Raw genomic sequence first — 18,504 nt, 5'->3', positions numbered from 1 at the left:
GGGGTGCAGAGCGGCGCGCTGCCAGCCACGACCGCCGCTGACGGCCTGGGTTATTATTTCGCCGCCTTTTTGCACGGCCTGTCGGTTCAGGCTCGCGATGGCGTTGCGCAATCGCGACTGCTGGCGGCGGTTAACGTGGCGCTGACCGCGCTACCGCATGCGGATTAATCGATTTTCGCTGGCAACGACGTGCAGCCAGCCTGCGGCAACGTTTCCCTCACGTTGCTGCTACTCGACAAGTACCGATGGCGTGCCGGGTACGATGCGGTTAAGCAGGGCGGCTGAGCTTCTTAATATGGGCCGACAGGTTCCAGTTGATAACGCATGATGCTGCCAGCGCGATGAACCATGGAATTCTGGAGCCGTCAAAAAAATGCTCTCCAATGATGTCGCCCAGCGCCAGGCAGGTAAAAATCGATGAAAAATAGAGCCAGGCTCTTAAAACGCTTAGATTGTTGAACACCGTCATCATCCTTTGATTTTCCAGAACACAACCATGCGGATTAAAAGCGCGGCGGGCAACTGCCAGATTATTGGGTTGACACAGGCCAGGGGCCGCTATTTGTTGCGCTTCGCATGTGACGGCGCAGGTTGACCGTCCCGGTTGCATTTCGTACGGCATGCCGGTTCGATGCTGGGGCGTGATGAGGTGGTCCGCCCGGGATCCCTGTGCAAGAGCACAAGGGCGGACCTTGGTCATAGGGGGTCTACAACCGGCGCGAATTTTACCATTTAAGCTATGGCCGAAATATTAAAACTCCCGCCCGATAAAGGATTTAAGATTTACCTCAGCTTATACATCAATGCGCTGGGGCTGAGAGCGGAGTGGTACCCAGGCAGGTTTATTGTTACCTGGGGACATTGTTTGTTTGCTATTAGCCCAAAACCGATTGGATATTCCTAAACCCCACTAATTGACCCGCTCTGGTTTAACTCTTCCGACGTAGCCAGTGGCGCCGGGTTACGCAGCGGCAGACGCTGTTTTCCATGCGACGAAAATTCGGTTTTAACAGGCAGTAAATCCGAAGACGGCGGTTTTAGTCCTCAACAACAAGTTCATAACATGATTACAAAGACTCACACATATTAACTACGATTTATGAGAGAAAATAATATAGTTAGCATACGCTCATTGCTAATACATCGGGTACATATGAGATTTAAAAAAATACTGTTGTCCGTATTTACACTTATGTCATTGACTACGTTCACCTATGCGGCAGATTGCGAGCCTAACAACCTCGGGGGGCAGTTCTGCATTAATGACGACGGGACAACATCTGACAGCATGCCAAATGAGGTAAGTGGAGAGGATACTTACTCGAATAATGGAAAGTGGACAAGCATTGTACCTGACGGAGCAGGCGCGGATGAAGCCATTGCTGGTTCGATCCCGCCGCCTGAGGGGGAAGACGTTGGCTCTTCGTCCTCGGGCGAGTCTGACGGTGCTCTTATGGGCAAAGACTGGAATTCTGCTTCAAATATTCAGTCTGATGGTGCGGCTACGTCCAGCACGGCAATAGTAAACTCCCGGTAAGTTCACGACCCAATATTTATAGCTTACAGGTCAGTAACAGCATACGCAGAGTTGAGATACTCGCTTACTCTATCGATGACTATTGCCACCCAAAATGATCTCCCTACCCATCGTCGTACTAGCCCCTCGGCTTGATGGGGGCCTGTTATCAGTGGATGCCGTCCTGTTGGTCGCAACCTTCGAGTTTTTGCAGTTCATTGCTCCGTTCTATCTTCGCGCAATCCTCTCCATGTTTTTATCGCAATAAGCACTGCCATCACGCACTGGCATAGGCAGCGTCAATGGTTGAGCATGTTATCGGCGTATGCCGCCGTCCTCAACGAGCGTACCGTAAAGGCTGTAGCCGGAGAGTACAAAGATAAACTATCTCCTCGATGGGCAACCGTTGATCCGCGATGCCTGTAGTTTCTCGTCATAACCCTCAGCAGGGTGCCGTTGGCAGCCTCCGGCGATCATCATGCGGGGTAGGCCACTCTGTGCAAAGTCGTATCACGTTCCTTCATGGCGAGGTGTTGATTAGTTGGTCAGGATTTTCGTGAGGGTTGCTGGCAAAATAGTGGAAGAAGAATCACAGAATGATGCTGAAGTTATTAGGTGAGTCATAGCCAACATCCAAAATATTCGACATGATGATTTGAAACATGCTCTGAGCTATCGCCGTACGTCAATAACTAATTGATTTTAAAATGCGTTTGTGGGTTTTCTTTTCCTGTTAGAAGTTTTGCGAGTTTTTTGAGAGAAATGAGAGAAATGAGAGAAATGAGACTGATACGGGATTGAGAAAATTCTTACAATAAGGGTATTCTAAAGGGAGCTAATGATATTACAAAATTAAATATCAATGTTCTTTGTTCTTCTGGAGAGAGAAGTTACATGTTAGTGAATTTAATTCTTGCTGTTTTCTTTGGTTTTGTTTTATGCCTGATTATTATTTCTCTTTGCCTGAAAATAAATAAGGTGGGTGGTGGTCGTAAGTCATCGATTGTCCGGGAACATCATATGGCAATTCGCAATACTGATAAAATAAAGAAAAAATAATTTACTTATATTATTAATGACGTACGGTATGAACGATTATGACTAATAAATTGATGGGCTTGAATGTAATGCGGTGATCTATTTTAGGGGGCTAAAGTGTTAATTCATTAAATGTTTTACTTATTATTAATAAGTGTGGGTCGTAGATAGTGAGTTCATAAATGATAATGGAATGATGAATTGTAAGTTTTCTGATAACGGCTATCAAAGTGTTTTATATGAATATCTGGAAAAAATGGCTTAGGACTATTTTGTTGGCATTTTGCAGTGTTTTTATTTACGGCGGAAATAATGCTATTGCGCGCGTTTTAAATCTTGGTCCTGATATCAGTATTCAATGGTATGCTGATAAAAGTGGCGGTATGACGTTAGAGTCATTTTTGATGCTTCCACAACAAGAGTTAAAGACATATCACCAAATACCATCATTTGGTTTTTCATCAAACACATACTGGATGAAGGTTTATTTACCAGCATCTTCATTTTCAGGAGATAAGCTATGGTTAAAACTAGGACCATCATTTATTGATTATTTGACAATATATTACCGTCCTGTCTCCGATGACCCTCATTGGATTACTAAAGAGTTTGGCGATCGTTCTACTGAGAAAAATAGCGACATCAAGTATAGAGAAAGTGTTTTGATTCTGCCGCCACCGGTAGTCGGTTATGAGGTAGTATTTAAAATGCACAGTACCAGTACTCTGCTTTTTCTGGCATCTCTGTCATCGGCAAAAGAATTTTTAGCGAATTCAACACAGGATACGGCATTCTGGAGTTTTTATTTCGGTGTCGGTCTGGTGGTCAGCGGAGTTGCATTATGGCTTGCGATAATGTTACGCCGCCGTCTACTATGGGGGGTATGCCTTTTTTCATTGAATTATCTTTTGGTTGCAGCTTTACATGGATTCCCTGCGTGGGTGTTTGGCTCCACTGTTCTGCCAATACAAGATTACATGATTAGCTCCCTATCTTTGTTAGGATATGCTACCGCTTTATGGTTGCATTGTGAAATTTTCAACCTAAAAAAACATATGTATAGGTTATACCGTTTTTTGATTTTTATAATAAGCGTGATTTTGTTGCTACAGTTGAGTGTCCCGCTTGATTTATATGGTATGGCGATGCAGTTGGAGACAGTGATGTTTGTTATTGTTTCTCCAGTATTGATTATAACATCATGGATGTTGTGGCAGCGAGAAAATGTAAATCTTTTGTCATTTGTTATAGGCTTGATGCCACCAATTTATGTTCTTATTGTGGTTTTTATTTTATTATCTTTAAATGGTTTTATTTCTTTCAATAATTATATTCTCAATGCGTGGCAATACACATTAGTGATACACGCTTTTACCGTGCTTATTTTGGCCTGTTTGCGGGTAAGGGCAGAAAATCTTGAGCTAGAGCAAAAAAAAGAGTTGGCTCGAGAGTTACGCAGTGAGCGCGAAGCTAGTTTTAATCAACGCCAATTTATGGGGATGGTCGCGCATGAATTCCGAACACCACTTGCGGTAATTATGGCCGCACTTGATAATCTGCGTCTTTGTACTAATTTTACAATGCAGCAGCCTCGCCTCGATCGCATTCACCGGGCAGCAACCCGACTAGTACAATTAACAGACAATTGTTTGGCTGATGCCAGACTATCTTCCGCTAGTCTAAGCATCGAAAGCAGTAAAGTGCCATTATTTAGAATGATAAAAACGGCTGCTATTGTTGTGGACCTTTCTGAGAACCATCATATGGAAATTACTTTTAATGGACAAAGGGTAACTCTGGATGACAATTCACCAGAGATATGTTTGGATGAAGGGTTGCTTTGTATCGCAATCGCAAACATTCTCGATAATTCGGTTAAGTACACTCCTCATGGTAAGATTGAGATTGCTATATTCCTGAAAGATGACATGCTTGAGTTATTTTTTAGTGATGAGGGACCTGGAATCCCCGCGCAGTACGTTGAGCATGTTTTTGAGCGTTATTATAGAGTTGATACACAGAAAAGTAATTTGCGTGGAACCGGTCTTGGTCTGTATGTCTCGCGACAAATTGTGCAAGCACATGGTGGAGAGTTGAAATTAATTATTGAGGGGGCTTTTGCGCGCACATTTGCAATGACAATTAATCTTTCTGGTAGCTCAATTGAAGACCGCGCAGATATGCTATGCCGTTAGTATGAACGATGTCCTGGACTAAACTCCATCACCACAAACCCTGGACTTTCACCTTTTCTGAGGCTCCGGATGAATTAATCTGGAGTCAGGCAGTTTAATATGGATATCGAGAGTTTGAAATGTATCAATAATGTCTCCGGTTATGAAACTAGTGATGCGTTACCGTTGCGTATATCTACCACAGCAAGAGAATGCGTGTGGGGTATTCTTGTAGGGACTGATTGAGATAGGGGGTGTTGTCAACAATAGGAATGACCACTTATAGCAATGATGAATCGGGCAGTTAAGCATAAGATAAAATATACAATTACCGACGGGAAAGGTGTTTTGCGTCCCTGGTTCTCTGTGTCTTAAATGAAATAATTAACTGGATTGCTGGCGATGATGGTATTTTAATAAAAAGCCAAAATAAAATTCGGTGTGGTGTTTTAAATAACAATTAAATATAAGTAAAAATATTTTAATATCTAATATTGCAACAATGAAAACTGAAGTAATAGAAATAAAAAAGGACAAAGCCACAAGGTTATCTTGATTAAACGCATATCGGGACGTGAGACTCGTTCAGTTTTACGCATTAAAAATAAATCATGTAACTTACTGATATTTATTGATTAAATGTAATTTATGCTATCTTTTTTTTCTCGGTAATCGGTAAATCAATTTGTATAATCGATCGATACTTACCTTGTGATAGGTTTTAACTATCAAATGATCTTTATCGATCATTTTAAACTATTTCTTTTTAATTTTTATTTATGCAATGATTAGGATTATTCCTACTCTGGTGTTACGTTAATGATTAAGAATAGTGAGGGAATTGAATGCTACAGTTTTGTTTTAGAACCATCGATCAAAAGTGATGGTTCCATTCATTCATGGGAAATATTAACGAGGAATATCCTTAAAAATAATGAAACAGCATTTCTTTTCTGTGAGTTAAACGAACGGGAAAGGATAGATGTTTTTAATAAACAGCTATTGCTAATCCCTGCTCTGGATACCTCTCGCACTGGAGGGAAACCAATTTCAATAAACGTTGATGGCCTAATTAGCGATCATATACTGCATGACAGATATGTGAGTGATTACATAAAAAAACATAGCAACATTACCGTTGAGATTAATGAAGAGTTCCATGAGTTCAAGAGTTATAGTTGTATGCCAGAAATAAATTCGCTTTCCATGTTGTGTCCAGTCTGGTTGGATGATTTTGGCCGCGGGTTTACAAGTATGAAATTGCTGGAATTTTTTAGATTCGGATGTGTTAAAATTGATAAGGACTATTTTTGGGATATTGAAAATGAATTTAATCTCCCGGAAAAACTAAGTGAGATAAAAGCTCATAGTGATTTCGTAATAGTCGAAGGAGTAGAAACGACAGAACAAAAGAAGAAGGTTTTCTCGGTCTGTGATATCGCATGTCAAGGCAGGCTATGGGAGAGTTATTACTACTATATTGAGTGTTAATATATGTCATGAAGAATGATAAAAAATGTCCATTTTGCGATAGTGATTTAATTAGTGAAGATCGCTGCCATAATTGCAACGCTTTCCAGATCGTCGGATATGTTCCTGGAGCGGTACGAAGAAAAATAACATTAACATCTACGTATATATCTTCTTTGATAATGCTGGTAGCATTGCCTGGGATTTTTTTATTATCACTGGGGATGGTTTTTTATTTTGTAATAATTGTATTTTCTGTTGCTTTGTTTTTTATGACTCATAGGGTGTTGTATTTAAAGGAAGTAAGAAAGGGAAGGGTTGTATGGAAAAGAGCAATGGTTACATGGTAGGGTGTTGTCATTTTAATCAGTGATGCCTGAATTACATCACATGATAGATAATAAAGCATACCTCATTATTGCCAGCCTCGCTTATGCGAGGCTTTTTCTTTAATTCAAGATATTAAATTCTTAGACTAAGAATATTATCAGTCATACCGGCAGAGCATTTTGACGACCCGCCCATTTTCCCCTGGCGCCTGGTCTTAATGAACAAGACCGAGGCGCAGCTGTCCGTTGCCTTCACTCAGTAGCAAGACTTTAGTGTCTGGTGCGATGGCTTAACGTCCGATTAGCCTCGAGTGAAAGACGATACCTCTATCGGATCCATCGACCAGATAGGCGGGCACTCTTCTCGTGGTTGTGATTGAACAATAGGTCCGCACATGATGATCCCGCATTAAATTGGGGGTAAGTCTTAAGTAAGGAAAAATGCTGACTGAGGAGGTTGCTTATCGATTTGAGCAGGACAGCGACTTCCTTGGCGCTGACCTGCAGGTGTTGCTCTATGGTCATATTCTTTTAGTCATTACCAGATTTAGACAGGTCTAAAGCAATGGCGTCGCTTTTACCAGTCCAGCCGCAAGCAAATGACGATCAGGCTCGCCCGGCGGTAAGGGCAATGTGCTGGCGGGCGCGGGCAATACCGGCATCGCGGCCGTGCGGGCGAATATCCATGCCTTCGGCATAGATAAATTCAACGTCGCTGATGCCCATTAACCCCAGCACGGCTCGCAGGTACGGCGTAACCGCATCGCTGGGATGACCCTCGTGAATGCCGCCGCGCGAGCTAATCACCACCGCGCGAACCCCTTCGACTAACCCCTGTGGCCAGGTTTCGGTATAGCGGAAGGTTTCCCGCGCCCGCGCCACCAGATCGAACCAGTTTTTGAGGTCCGTAGGCACGTTGAGGTTATACATCGGCGCGCCAATCACCAGCAGATCGCTGGCCTTTAACTCGCCGATCAGTGAATCAGAGGTCGCGATCGCTTGCTGGATTGCCGGACGCGGATCCTCAGCACCGCGCAGAGCGGCGAACAGCGCGCCGTCGAGTTTAGGCAGCGCCAGGGCGGCCAGGTCGTGCTCGACGATGGTGTCCTGGTGGCCAGCCTCGCGGCGGGTCTGCATGTATTCATCAATCAGCTGGTTAGTCAGCGACGCAATGCCGTTGATACTGGATTTCAAAATTAAGACGTGACTCATGGTGGACTCCTTATTAACGATATGGAGTGCAGGTTAACACTGTCTTTTTTTCACCAGTAGTGACATTATTTTCCTTAATTGTATCCATAAGGGAACCAATCGATGCGCAGTGATTTGAACGCGATTCCGGTATTTGTTGCCGTGGTTGAAAGCGGCAACTTTGCGCAGGCTGCCGGGAAACTGCACCTGACGCGCTCCGCCGTCGGCAAGACCATCTCCCGGCTGGAAGAGCGACTCGGCGTGGCATTATTTCAGCGAACCACCCGTCGGCAGACGCTGACCGAAGAGGGAGAGCGGTTTTATCAGCAGTCCCGTCAGGCGCTGGATAACCTGCGCGATGCGGAAGATGAAATCCAACGCGGTAAAACCCAGGTTCAGGGGCGGCTGCGGGTCAGCCTGCCGGTACTGTTTGGCCAGCGCTGCGTGGCGCCCATCTTGTTTTCTCTTAGCCAACGCTATCCGCAGCTTAAGTTAGAGCTGTCGTTTAACGACCGGCAGGTGAACCTGTTTGAAGAGGGATTCGATCTGGCGATACGTATCGGCACCCTGACCGATTCCTCCTTTCTCAAAGCCCGGCGCTTGGGCCAGCACGGTATGACGCTGTGCGCGTCACCGTCGTATCTCCAGAACCGCTCCGCTCCGCAGTCGCTGGCGGAACTGCATGAACATGTGGCCGTCGGTTATCTTTACGGCGGGCAGATGCAAAAATGGCGTCTACGCGATGCGCAGGGAACGACGGTCGATTTTCGCCCGTCGGTCAGCACGGCGATGGATGATTTCGCCGCGATTGCCGCTGCGGCCAAAAGCGGACTGGGGATCGCCTGGCTGCCTGATTGGCTGGTCGGCGAAGAGATTGCGCGGGGAGCGCTACGGCGGATTTTACCCGACAGTGTCAGCGTTCGCTTTGCCATCAGCGCCGTCTGGCCGGAAGCCGCGTGGGTGCCGCAGAAGATCCGCGTCGTCGTTGATGAGCTGTTGGCCGGTTTACCGCAGCAGATCGCGGGCGATGATAAACATGACGATTCGCAAGCGGCGGATTAATCCTGGCCTAAGTTATTCTGACGATAATGACAGCATGATGACTGTGACGAGAACTCGCAGTGAACCTGTTAGAAACTTTTAACCAAACCGGGGCATGTCAGTTTGATGCTAACTGCCGGATACTCGAAACGGCAGCGGCTACGCCATTCACTCAACCTGGCTTCGAATCGGCTTCTTCGGCCAGATAAGCCAGGTATTCTTCTTGGGTTTGTGATTGAGCAAAACGTCCACACATGATTCCCCCGCAGTAAAATGTGAATGCGCCTTAAGTGTAGGGAATATGCTGACTATAAGAGTTGCGCAATATGTTCATGCCTGATGATAGAGAAATATAGTAGTTTCACTTCGAGGGAAGCGTTGTGTTCAAACATAAAACCTGCCTGGAACCTGTCAATTTAATGGAGAAAACACGCCGTATTTTAGGGAGTTTTTGGGGGAAAGGACCTGAGGGCGTTTTGGGGCATTAAAAAGGCCGTAAACGTGCGCTATTGCCCGTTGGCTGCGCAACCTAACTCCTTGTATTGCCAATCAACGAATGATTCCCCGCGATTGTTTCTTATAAGTACGTAAAAGTTAATGAATTTTTAATAAAAGGTCGTTATGTTGTCGACATCACAGTTTTGTTAAGGGTTTTTTCCCATGCGCGATAAATACTCCGGCCTGCAGATAGGCATCCACTGGCTGGTATTTTTATTAGTGGTTGGCGCCTATGCCGCCATGGAGCTGCGGGGCTTTTTCCCCCGCAGCGACCGGCCGTTGATTAATATGATCCATGTCTCCTGCGGCATTTCCATCTGCGTACTGATGGTAGTGCGCCTGCTGGTACGCCTGAAGTCGCCCGCGCCGCCGATTGTGCCGAAGCCATCGCCGATGATGACCGGCTTCGCGCACCTCGGGCATCTGGTTATCTACCTGCTGTTTATCGCCTTGCCGATCGTCGGCATGGTCATGATGTATAACCGCGGCAACCCGTGGTATGCGTTTGGCCTGACGATGCCCTATGCGGCGCAAAGTAATTTTGAGCTGGTGGACACGCTGAAGGGCGTACATAGCCTGCTGGCGAATACCGGCTACTTCGTCGTTGGCCTCCATGCGCTGGCGGCGCTGATGCATCACTATCTGTGGAAAGACAATACGCTGCTGCGCATGATGCCGCGCAGGCGCTAGCGCCCGGTGGTTCTCTACCTTCAGACCCCGCCTCGTGCGGGGTTTTTTTATCTCTTTTGCCGCAGACTGTGATACATCTGATGGCATCCACGGGAAAAGGGGAATGAAGATGAGAGTCAGACTTGCCGCGCCGGACGAAGCGCCGGCGCTATGGGAGATCCGCAATCAGGCGATACGCCACGGCTGTTGTGAAAGCTATGAGGCTGAGGTTCTGCGGGCCTGGACGCCGGACATGATGCCGGAAGGCTATCGTCATGCGGTGCGCGACAACCCCTTTTACGTGGTTGAAGAGGAGGGCGGGCGAACGGCCGCCACCGGCTATCTCGATCTGCGCGCCGGCAGCGTGGAGGCGATTTTTACCCGCCCGGAGTGCTTCGGTAAGGGTTACGCCGGGCTAATCGTGACGGCGATAATCGCCGAAGCGCGCCGTCGGGGGCTGACGCGGATCACGCTGGAAGCCACGCCCAACGCCGCCGGTTTCTATCTGCGCCACGGCTTTGTCGCGCTCGGTGAAAAATGGCTGCCATCAAAGCTGGCTAACGCCGATTTGCGCTGCGTGGACATGGCGCTGGAGCTGAACTGAGCCTAAAACGGCGCCGCTGTGCTACGGTTAAAGCGGCGTTTCAATTTGCCAGATTGCGTAATTAAATATAGTATACCCCCCTATATGATATGGAGGGCGTCACCGTGCCACATTCACCTGAAGACAAAAAACGCGCGCTGAGCCGCGTGCGCCGTATTCGCGGGCAGGTCGAGGCGCTTGAGCGCGCGCTGGAGTCCGGCGAGTCCTGTATGACAATCCTGCAGCAGATCGCCTCAATTCGCGGCGCAACCAATGGTTTGATGGGGGAGATGGTGGAAATTCATCTCCAGGATGAGCTGGTAAGCGGCGAAACCACCCCCGACCAGAGAGCGATAAGAATGGCGGAAGTCGGCCATCTGCTACGATCCTACTTAAAATAAATCACGACGAAGGAAGAGACCCTTATGAAATCACGTGCAGCAGTCGCGTTTGGCCCGGGCCAGCCGCTGAAGATCGTTGAGATTGACGTCGCGCCGCCGAAAAAAGGCGAAGTGCTGGTCAAAATCACCCACACCGGCGTCTGCCATACCGATGCCTTTACCCTTTCCGGCGACGATCCGGAAGGCGTGTTCCCGGCGGTGCTGGGGCATGAAGGCGGTGGCATTGTTGTTGAAGTCGGCGAAGGGGTGACCAGCCTGCAGCCGGGCGATCACGTTATTCCGCTGTACACCGCCGAGTGCGGCGAGTGCAAATTCTGTAAATCCGGCAAAACCAACCTTTGCCAGGCGGTTCGCGCCACCCAGGGCAAAGGCCTGATGCCGGATGGCACCACCCGTTTCTCCTACAACGGCGAGCCGATTTATCACTATATGGGCACCAGCACCTTCAGCGAATACACCGTGTGCGCGGAGATTTCGCTGGCGAAAGTTAACCCTCAGGCGCCGCTGGAGAAAGTCTGCCTGCTGGGCTGCGGCGTGACCACCGGGATCGGCGCCGTTCACAACACCGCGAAGGTGAAAGAGGGCGATACGGTGGCGGTATTTGGCCTCGGTGGAATCGGTCTGGCGGTGATTCAGGGCGCGGTACAGGCGAAAGCCGGGCGCATTCTGGCGGTCGATACCAATCCGGATAAGTTCACCCTCGCCAAAGAGATGGGCGCGACCGACTTTGTCAATCCGCGTGATTACGAAAAGCCGGTACAGGACGTCATCGTTGAGCTGACCGACGGCGGCGTGGACTTCAGCTTTGAGTGTATCGGCAACGTCAACGTCATGCGTTCGGCGCTGGAGTGCTGCCATAAAGGCTGGGGCGAGAGCGTGATTATCGGCGTGGCCGGTGCGGGCCAGGAGATTAAAACCCGGCCGTTCCAGCTGGTAACCGGTCGCGTATGGCGCGGTTCCGCATTCGGCGGCGTGAAGGGGCGCACCCAGCTGCCGGGCATGGTTGAAGACGCGATGGCGGGCAAAATTCGTCTCGATCCGTTTATCACCCATCGCCTGCCGCTGGATCAGATCAACGAAGCGTTTGACCTGATGCACGAAGGTAAATCAATTCGTACCGTTATTCATTTCGGCGACCAGTAACCGCGGCCGACGCCGAGGCAAAAAAATACCTGCCGGCGGCTTCACCGGCAGGTATGACTTTTACAGGACGCTGCGCTTAGTGCTGGTCAGGCAGCGCGTAGGCGATGATATAGTCCCCGCGATCCGGAGACTGACGTGCGCCCCCCGCATTAATGATGATGTACTGCTTGCCGGTTTTCGGCGAAACGTAGGTCATCGGACCGGACTGGCTGCCGACCGGCAGACGGGATTTCCAGATTTCCTTACCGCTGGCGGTATCAAACGCCCGCAGGTAGAAGTCCTGGGTACCGGCGAAGAACAGCAGGCCGGACTGAGTAGAGAGCGATGCGCCGAGGGTCGGCATGCCGATGGGAATCGGCATATGCATCCGAATCCCCAGCGGGCCGGTATCCTCAACGGTACCGACCGGCACCTGCCACACCAGCTTCCCGCTTTTCAGATCCACCGCCGACATCGTACCGAACGGCGGCTTCTGGCACGGAATACCCAGCGGCGACAGGAAGCGTTCGCGCATGGCGCCAAACGGCGTACCTTCCATCGGCACGATACCCATCTCAATCCCGCTGGCGTCTTTTGCCACTTTGGCGCGCGGCACCATATAGTTGGCCAGGCCGAGACGCATATCGTTAACGAACATCAGGCCGTTATTCGGGTCGACCGACACGCTGCCCCAGTTCATGCCGCCCAGCGAGCCCGGGTACTGCAATGAACGATCTTCGCCCGGCGGGGTGAAAATACCCTCATGACGCATGGATTTAAAGGCAATGCGGCAGATCAGCAGATCGACCGGCGTGGCGCCCCACATATCCGACTCTTTCAGCGTTTCGTTACCGATCATCGGCATGCCGACGGAGTAGGGCTGGGTTGGCGAATAGCGCTCGCCCGCCACGTTGCCCTGCGGAACCGGACGCTCCTCCACTTTGGCAACCGGCTCACCGGTTTCGCGGTTGAGCATAAAGATCATGCCCTGCTTGCTGGTCTGTACCAGCACCGGGGTGGTCCCGCCTTTGCCATCCGGCAGGTCGTACAGCAGCGGCTGCGACGGCAGGTCGAAGTCCCACAGATCGTGATGGGTGGTCTGGTAGTGCCAGCGTACCCGGCCGGTAGCCGCATCGACGGCCACGATCGACGAGCTGTACTTATCGTCAAGCGCGGTCCGCTCGCCGCCAAAGAAGTCCGGCGTGGCGTTGCCGGTCGGCAGATAAATCAGGTTCAGCTTCGCGTCATAAGACATAGCTGACCAGACGTTAGGCGTACCGCGCGTGTAGGTTTGGCCCTCCGGCGGCAGACCGGTCAGGCTCGGATTACCCGGATCCCACGCCCACGCCAGCTTGCCGCTGTGGACGTCGTAGGCGCGCACCACGCCCGGAGGCTCGCCGGTGGAGAAGTTATCCGCCACGCGGCCGCCGACCACCACCACGTTCCCCGCCACCAGAGGCGTCGAGGTCTGCTGGTAGTAGCCCGCTTTGATTTCACCCATCCCAACGCTCAGATCGACGACGCCGTGTTCACCAAAGGCTTCACAGGATTTGCCGCTATCGGCGTCGATGGCGATCAGGCGCGCGTCGGTGGTTGGCAGGAACAGGCGACGGGAGCAGGAGGCGGGCTGAACGTCAGCCGCCGGGGCCGACCGGGCCACGCCGTCCGCGTAATAGCCGAGCCCGCGGCAGCGCTGCCAGTTCGGCGCGGTGGCTTTTGAGTCGTAGCGCCATTTTTCCTTGCCGCTATCAACGTCCAGCGCCAGCACCTTGCTGTAAGGGGTGCAGACATACAGCGTATCGCCGATTTGCAGCGGGGTGTTCTGGTCTTCCGCGCCGGAGCCGTTGCTCTGCGGAATATCCCCGGTGTGGGCGACCCACGCCACCTGCAGCTGATTCACGTTGTGCTTGTTAATCTGATCCAGCGCGGCGAAGCGATCGCCGTGGGTGGTATTGCCCCAGTGCTCCCAGTTTTTCTGCTGTTCTCCGGCGGCAACCGGCTTAACCGGCACCTCTTCGGTGGCGTTCACCAGCGGCTGCGCCCTGAACATCCAGCCGAAGCTGACGGCCAGCACCACGGCCAGCGCCGCGGCGAGGCCAAAGGCCGGGCCTTTGGCGGTCGCTTTTGCCGAAAAGTAAGGCCAGACGAGGGCTGAAAGAAGCGCCAGCGCGCCGAAGACAAACAGGCGCGAGAACAGCGGCCAGAAGGTCCATCCGGCATCGCTGATGGCCCAAACAATGGACGCGACAAACGCCAGCGCGTACAGCAGGATGCCGCTGCGACGGTTGCGGAAGATGAGTACGGAGGCGATAACCATCGCCAGCCCCATCAGGCTGAAATAGAGGCTGCCGCCGAGCGTGGCGAGCTTTATGCCAGGAATACCGATGGCCAGGCCGATTATCAGCATCAGCCCGGCGAGAAGCCACTTCAGGATCCGGGGGAATCCTCGTGGCGCGTGACCCGTTGTCATGTTGTCTCCTTAACCACCCGTTCTCAGGTGTGAACCAAATGAATCAAAAATTAAATCTGTATCTTTTGAGTGAAGCGATAAATGGCTTCATGAAAGAGGGTTTTTTGCTAATTTTGATTTCATGTGAACCATATGGTGAAATCGTGGCAATGATAAATCTGTTACCGAAGTTTGCGCAATTGTTAATAAATAATTTCGCACTAATTGATTACGCTGCTAAGCAAGCGGCGATATCCGCGCTCGGGCGCCGCCGGGCCTGGCCGGATTCAAACCGGGAGCGGTCGGGAGGCTAAGGAGGCAGGAAGGAGTAACGGGTTTGCCCGGAAGAGGCGCCGGGAGGCGGCGCTCCGTCCGGAAACGAGGCTCACGCGGGCATCGATTTGCGAATCGCGCTGAGCAGGGTCTGCGCGCCGGAGGTGAGGGTGGCATCAACCCGGGTCAGAATACCGATCGGTTCCCCGGCGCCCTGGGTCGGTACCGGCAGCGCGCTGAGCAGGCCGCGCCGCAGATCGTCCTTCACCGCCCCGGAGGGGACGAACCAGATATAGTCGTAATTGACGGTCAGCTGGCGCGATAGCGAAGCCGAAAGCGTTTCTATGCAGCCCGCGGGAATTTTACACCCCTGGCTTTGCAGCAGGGTTTCGGCATTCTGGCGGGGGATGGTCCCCTTCGGTGAAACGACGACCGGCCAGTCCATCACCCGACTGAGGGTTACCGTCTCCTGCAGTAGCGGGTGGCCGGGGCGAACCACCAGCTTCAGGGACTCCAGAAACAGCAGCTCATAGTTGAGGCCGCTCATCAACTCCGGGTCGGACATGCGCCCGATGCCGATATCAATCTCCCCCGATTTCAGACCCGCCAGCAGCATGGGGTTATTCATGGTGGCGACCTGCAGAGTGATATCTTTCTGCTGCTGGTGAAACTGGCCGATGACCGTCGGCAGAATGCCGAGCGCGGCGGTCGGCAGCGCGCCGATACGCACCACGTCGGGGTTCATCCCTTCTTTGCGGTTAAGCGCCTGACCCGCGGTGTTGAGCGCGTCGAGAACCTTTACCGCGTGGGTGAGAAACTGCTCCCCAACCAGCGTCAGCTGCGCGCCCAGACGCCCGCGCTCAAAAAGCCGCGTTCCGGTCAGCTGCTCCAGCTCGTTGAGCGTTTTTGATAAAGCGGGTTGGCTAAGATTAAGTGTTTCAGCCGCACGCCCCAGCGTTCCCTGTTGAGCGACGGCCACGAAGGTGTGTAGATGGCGCAAGCGAATGCGCTGACTAAAGAGAGCGTTTTTTTCCATAATTGATACTAAAAACAGAGCGGTATGAGTGACAAGCGATATTGTTTAAATTTGATAACCCAATGGCAAAATATTATTAACATTTACTCTTGTTATATTACAAATGATTTTACCTGACGCCAAAAAGCCGATGCCCCGGGCGGAACCGGGGCATGCGGGGGCGCAATGGTTTCAAAGATCGAAAAAGACGGTTTCGTTCTCGCCCTGCAGATGAATATCGAACCGATAGACAATTTCGCCGCCGCGCACTTCGCGCCGGGCAATCAGCGTCTGACGGCGAACCTCCCACTCGATCAGGTTGAGCACCGGATCGCCCCGGTTGGCCTCCTCTTCGTCGGCAAAGTACATCCGCGTATTCAGGCCGATGTTGATCCCCCTCGCCACCACCCACAGGCTGACGTGCGGCGCCATCATCCGGCCGTCGCGGCCGACAACCGCGCCCGGCTTGATGGTTTCAAAGCGCCAGATCCCGGTGTCGAAGTCGGAGCAGCTGCGGCCCCAGCCGCGAAACGCCGGGTCGCGCCGTTTGCCGGCCTGCCGGTCGTCGGGGTGCGCGTAGCGCCCGGCGGCGTTGGCCTGCCAGATCTCCAGCAGCACGTCGCGCACCGGCGTGCCGGAGCCGTCAATAACCCGCCCCTCAATGGTAATACGCTCGCCTTCGGTATCCGCAGCGGTGAGCTGCGGGCCAAAGTTATTCTCGAAAATGTGGAAGCCCGCGGCATCCGGCGCCAGCCCGATGTGGACGTAGGGGCCGGCGGTTTGTGAGGCGGTTTCGGGTAAATAGTCTTTCATCGGGCGGCCCCCTGAGTGCGGTTTTCAAACAGCGTCGCGCGGTGGCCGCGCAGTACCAGGTCGAAGCGGTACGCCAGGCAGTCCAGCGGCACGGCGGCATGGGTATCCAGTTCGGCAATCAGGGTGCGAACGGCATCGTCGTTATTGATGGTTTTGACGATCGGGCACTGCTTAATCAGCGGGTCGCCTTCAAAATACATCTGGGTGATCAGGCGCTGCGCCCACGCGTCTCCGGAGAGGGAAAAGTGAATATGCGCCGGACGCCAGTCGCTGACCTGATTGCGCCACGGGTAGGGCCCCGGCTTGATGGTGCGAAAACAGTAGTAGCCGTTTTCATCGGTCAGTACCCGGCCGCAGCCGCCGAAGTTGGGGTCAATGGGTGCCAGATAGCTATCCTTTTTATGCCGATAGCGGCCGCCGGCGTTGGCCTGCCAGACCTCCACCAGGGTGTTTTTCATCGGCCGGCCAAAGCCGTCGCGAACGTAGCCGTGGACGATAATGCGCTCGCCGATCGGCAGGCCTTCTTTGGCGTAGTTAAGGATAAGGTCGTTATCCAGCGGCCCGAGGTCATCGCTGCTGAACACCGGGCCGGTGATTTCGGAAAGCGAGTTCTGCAGAGAGATCAGCGCATTGCGCGGCGAGCGCAGCACGCTGGTTTTGTAGCCAGGAGCGTAAGCGGGAGGATGGCTGCTGTAGTCGCGATGAACCACCTCGCGCGGGGACCATTTATCGTTCATAGGGTACGTACTCCGTTTTATTCGGTACAGGGCCTGTTGTTTTAATGTCGCCAGAAACAGTGTGTGTAAATGTTTTGTTAATTTAAAGTGAAATTAAAGGGTCTGTTTCATAACTCAGGGTTATGCCCCGGACGGGACAAAGGGCAGGGGCAGGTTACCCGCATCACAGTTTGTAAATTCTTCCTGCTGGCGCGGGAGGCCTTCTCTACACTCCAGGAAGTATTCACTGGAGGTAAGACATCATGGCGAACACCATCACGGCTGATGAGATTCGGGAACAATTTTCACAGGCTATGTCGGCGATGTATCAGCAGGAAGTTCCGCAGTACGGGACGCTCCTCGAGCTGGTCGCGGACGTCAATCTGGCGGTGCTGGAGAACAACCCCAGGCTTCATGAGCAGCTGGCGAACGCCGATGAGCTGGCCCGGCTGAACGTTGAGCGCCACGGCGCGATCCGCGTTGGCACCGCCGAAGAGCTGGCAACGCTGCGCCGTATGTTTGCCATCATGGGGATGTTCCCCGTGAGCTATTACGATCTCTCCCAGGCCGGGGTACCGGTCCATTCCACCGCCTTTCGCCCCGTTGACGACGCCGCCCTGGCGCGCAATCCGTTCCGTATCTTCACCTCGCTGCTGCGCCTCGAGCTGATCGCCAGCGATGAACTGCGTCAGCGGGCGGCGGAGATTCTGGCTAAGCGCGATATTTTTACCCCGCGCTGTCGGGAGCTGATTGCGCAGCACGAAGAGAGCGGCGCCTTCACGCCCGGCGAGGCGCGGGAGTTCGTACGCGAGGCGCTGGAGACCTTCCGCTGGCACAGTCACGCCACGGTAGACGATGAAACCTATCACGCCCTGCAGAACGAGCATCGGCTGATTGCCGACGTGGTCTGCTTCCCGGGCTGCCACATCAATCACCTGACGCCGCGCACCCTGGATATCGACCGGGTTCAGGCCCTGATGCCGGAGTGCGGCATCGTGCCGAAGGCGCTGATTGAAGGGCCGCCGCGCCGGGACGTGCCGATCCTGCTGCGCCAGACCAGCTTTAAGGCGCTGGAGGAGCCGGTGATCTTCGCCGGAGAGCATAAAGGCACCCACAGCGCGCGTTTTGGCGAAATCGAGCAGCGCGGGATCGCGCTGACGCCGAAGGGGCGGGCGCTGTACGATCGCCTGCTCAACGAGGCCGGGG

At 52.4% G+C, this 18,504-nt stretch carries 16 protein-coding genes and 3 pseudogenes; 11 read left to right on the top strand and 8 right to left on the bottom strand.

Annotated elements, in window-relative coordinates; genetic code table 11:
* Window positions 1–168, top strand: a pseudogene (locus tag PFH44_RS16420) (TetR/AcrR family transcriptional regulator); the annotation flags it as partial.
* A 100-nt stretch (window positions 169–268) separates the two neighbouring features.
* Here the strand turns inward: PFH44_RS16420 and PFH44_RS16415 are convergent.
* Window positions 269–700 (bottom strand): hypothetical protein, encoded by a 432-nt coding sequence (locus PFH44_RS16415; protein WP_283825555.1) that lies wholly within the window; start codon window positions 698–700, stop codon window positions 269–271.
* A 212-nt stretch (window positions 701–912) separates the two neighbouring features.
* Window positions 913–1,025: pseudogene (locus tag PFH44_RS16410) on the bottom strand (IS3 family transposase); the annotation flags it as partial.
* A gap of 1,385 nt (window positions 1,026–2,410) precedes the next feature.
* Between PFH44_RS16410 and PFH44_RS16405 the strand changes: the two are divergent.
* From PFH44_RS16405 to PFH44_RS16395, 3 genes are all read left to right on the top strand, one after another.
* Entirely contained in the window at window positions 2,411–2,575 is a 165-nt protein-coding gene (locus tag PFH44_RS16405; protein WP_283825554.1) for a hypothetical protein, read from the top strand.
* Between the two features lie 218 nt (window positions 2,576–2,793).
* Complete coding sequence (locus tag PFH44_RS16400) at window positions 2,794–4,749, top strand: sensor histidine kinase (RefSeq protein WP_283825553.1); 1,956 nt, start codon at window positions 2,794–2,796, stop codon at window positions 4,747–4,749.
* Window positions 4,750–5,547: 798 nt separating this feature from the next.
* A complete protein-coding gene (locus PFH44_RS16395) occupies window positions 5,548–6,219 on the top strand; it encodes an EAL domain-containing protein (RefSeq protein WP_283825552.1) in 672 nt (223 codons plus the stop codon).
* 914 nt (window positions 6,220–7,133) lie between these two features.
* Here PFH44_RS16395 and PFH44_RS16390 read toward each other — a convergent pair.
* On the bottom strand, window positions 7,134–7,739 hold the full coding sequence (locus PFH44_RS16390) for an FMN-dependent NADH-azoreductase (protein WP_283825551.1): 606 nt from the start codon (window positions 7,737–7,739) through the stop codon (window positions 7,134–7,136).
* Window positions 7,740–7,841: 102 nt separating this feature from the next.
* Between PFH44_RS16390 and PFH44_RS16385 the strand changes: the two genes are divergently transcribed.
* Entirely contained in the window at window positions 7,842–8,780 is a 939-nt protein-coding gene (locus tag PFH44_RS16385) for a LysR family transcriptional regulator (protein WP_128878308.1), read from the top strand.
* A 166-nt stretch (window positions 8,781–8,946) separates the two neighbouring features.
* Here PFH44_RS16385 and PFH44_RS28105 read toward each other — a convergent pair.
* A pseudogene (locus PFH44_RS28105) lies at window positions 8,947–9,015 on the bottom strand (SOS response-associated peptidase); the annotation flags it as partial.
* Window positions 9,016–9,419: 404 nt separating this feature from the next.
* Between PFH44_RS28105 and cybB the strand changes: the two are divergent.
* The 4 genes from cybB (at window position 9,420) to PFH44_RS16365 (ending at window position 12,053) form a co-directional block, all read left to right on the top strand.
* The gene (cybB, locus tag PFH44_RS16380; RefSeq protein ID WP_045855179.1) at window positions 9,420–9,947 is read left to right on the top strand and encodes a cytochrome b561; all 528 of its coding nucleotides are present in this window, start codon (window positions 9,420–9,422) and stop codon (window positions 9,945–9,947) included.
* A gap of 109 nt (window positions 9,948–10,056) precedes the next feature.
* Window positions 10,057–10,530 (top strand): GNAT family N-acetyltransferase, encoded by a 474-nt coding sequence (locus PFH44_RS16375; protein WP_283825550.1) that lies wholly within the window; start codon window positions 10,057–10,059, stop codon window positions 10,528–10,530.
* A gap of 104 nt (window positions 10,531–10,634) precedes the next feature.
* Complete coding sequence (locus PFH44_RS16370) at window positions 10,635–10,910, top strand: metal/formaldehyde-sensitive transcriptional repressor (protein ID WP_041147608.1); 276 nt, start codon at window positions 10,635–10,637, stop codon at window positions 10,908–10,910.
* A 24-nt stretch (window positions 10,911–10,934) separates the two neighbouring features.
* A complete protein-coding gene (locus PFH44_RS16365; protein ID WP_045855181.1) occupies window positions 10,935–12,053 on the top strand; it encodes an S-(hydroxymethyl)glutathione dehydrogenase/class III alcohol dehydrogenase in 1,119 nt (372 codons plus the stop codon).
* 76 nt (window positions 12,054–12,129) lie between these two features.
* On the opposite strand, the gene PFH44_RS16360 is transcribed toward PFH44_RS16365, so the two are convergent.
* A complete protein-coding gene (locus PFH44_RS16360; protein ID WP_283825549.1) occupies window positions 12,130–14,502 on the bottom strand; it encodes a membrane-bound PQQ-dependent dehydrogenase, glucose/quinate/shikimate family in 2,373 nt (790 codons plus the stop codon).
* Window positions 14,503–14,540: 38 nt separating this feature from the next.
* On the opposite strand from PFH44_RS16360, the gene PFH44_RS16355 reads away from it, so the two are divergent.
* Window positions 14,541–14,795 carry a hypothetical protein gene (locus PFH44_RS16355; RefSeq protein ID WP_283825548.1) on the top strand — a complete coding sequence of 85 codons (255 nt, stop codon included), beginning with the start codon at window positions 14,541–14,543 and terminating at the stop codon, window positions 14,793–14,795.
* A gap of 71 nt (window positions 14,796–14,866) precedes the next feature.
* Here the strand turns inward: PFH44_RS16355 and PFH44_RS16350 are convergent, their stop codons facing one another.
* The 3 genes from PFH44_RS16350 to pcaH all read right to left on the bottom strand — a co-directional run bounded on the left by PFH44_RS16350 (window position 14,867) and on the right by pcaH (window position 17,319).
* Entirely contained in the window at window positions 14,867–15,790 is a 924-nt protein-coding gene (locus tag PFH44_RS16350) for a LysR substrate-binding domain-containing protein (protein WP_283825547.1), read from the bottom strand.
* Window positions 15,791–15,961: 171 nt separating this feature from the next.
* Complete coding sequence (gene pcaG / locus PFH44_RS16345; RefSeq protein ID WP_283825546.1) at window positions 15,962–16,582, bottom strand: protocatechuate 3,4-dioxygenase subunit alpha; 621 nt, start codon at window positions 16,580–16,582, stop codon at window positions 15,962–15,964.
* Entirely contained in the window at window positions 16,579–17,319 is a 741-nt protein-coding gene (gene pcaH, locus PFH44_RS16340) for a protocatechuate 3,4-dioxygenase subunit beta (protein WP_045855186.1), read from the bottom strand. Before pcaH ends, pcaG begins: the two co-directional genes overlap by 4 nt.
* A 242-nt stretch (window positions 17,320–17,561) precedes the next feature.
* Here pcaH and hglS point away from each other — a divergent pair.
* A partial coding sequence (hglS, locus tag PFH44_RS16335) for a 2-oxoadipate dioxygenase/decarboxylase HglS (protein WP_283825545.1) occupies window positions 17,562–18,504 on the top strand: 943 nt, incomplete at its 3' end.

It is taken from the genome of Klebsiella sp. Ech2A (genome assembly GCF_030078455.1).
Lineage (GTDB): Bacteria > Pseudomonadota > Gammaproteobacteria > Enterobacterales > Enterobacteriaceae > Klebsiella > Klebsiella terrigena.
This window is presented reverse-complemented; position numbering and strand designations above follow the sequence as displayed.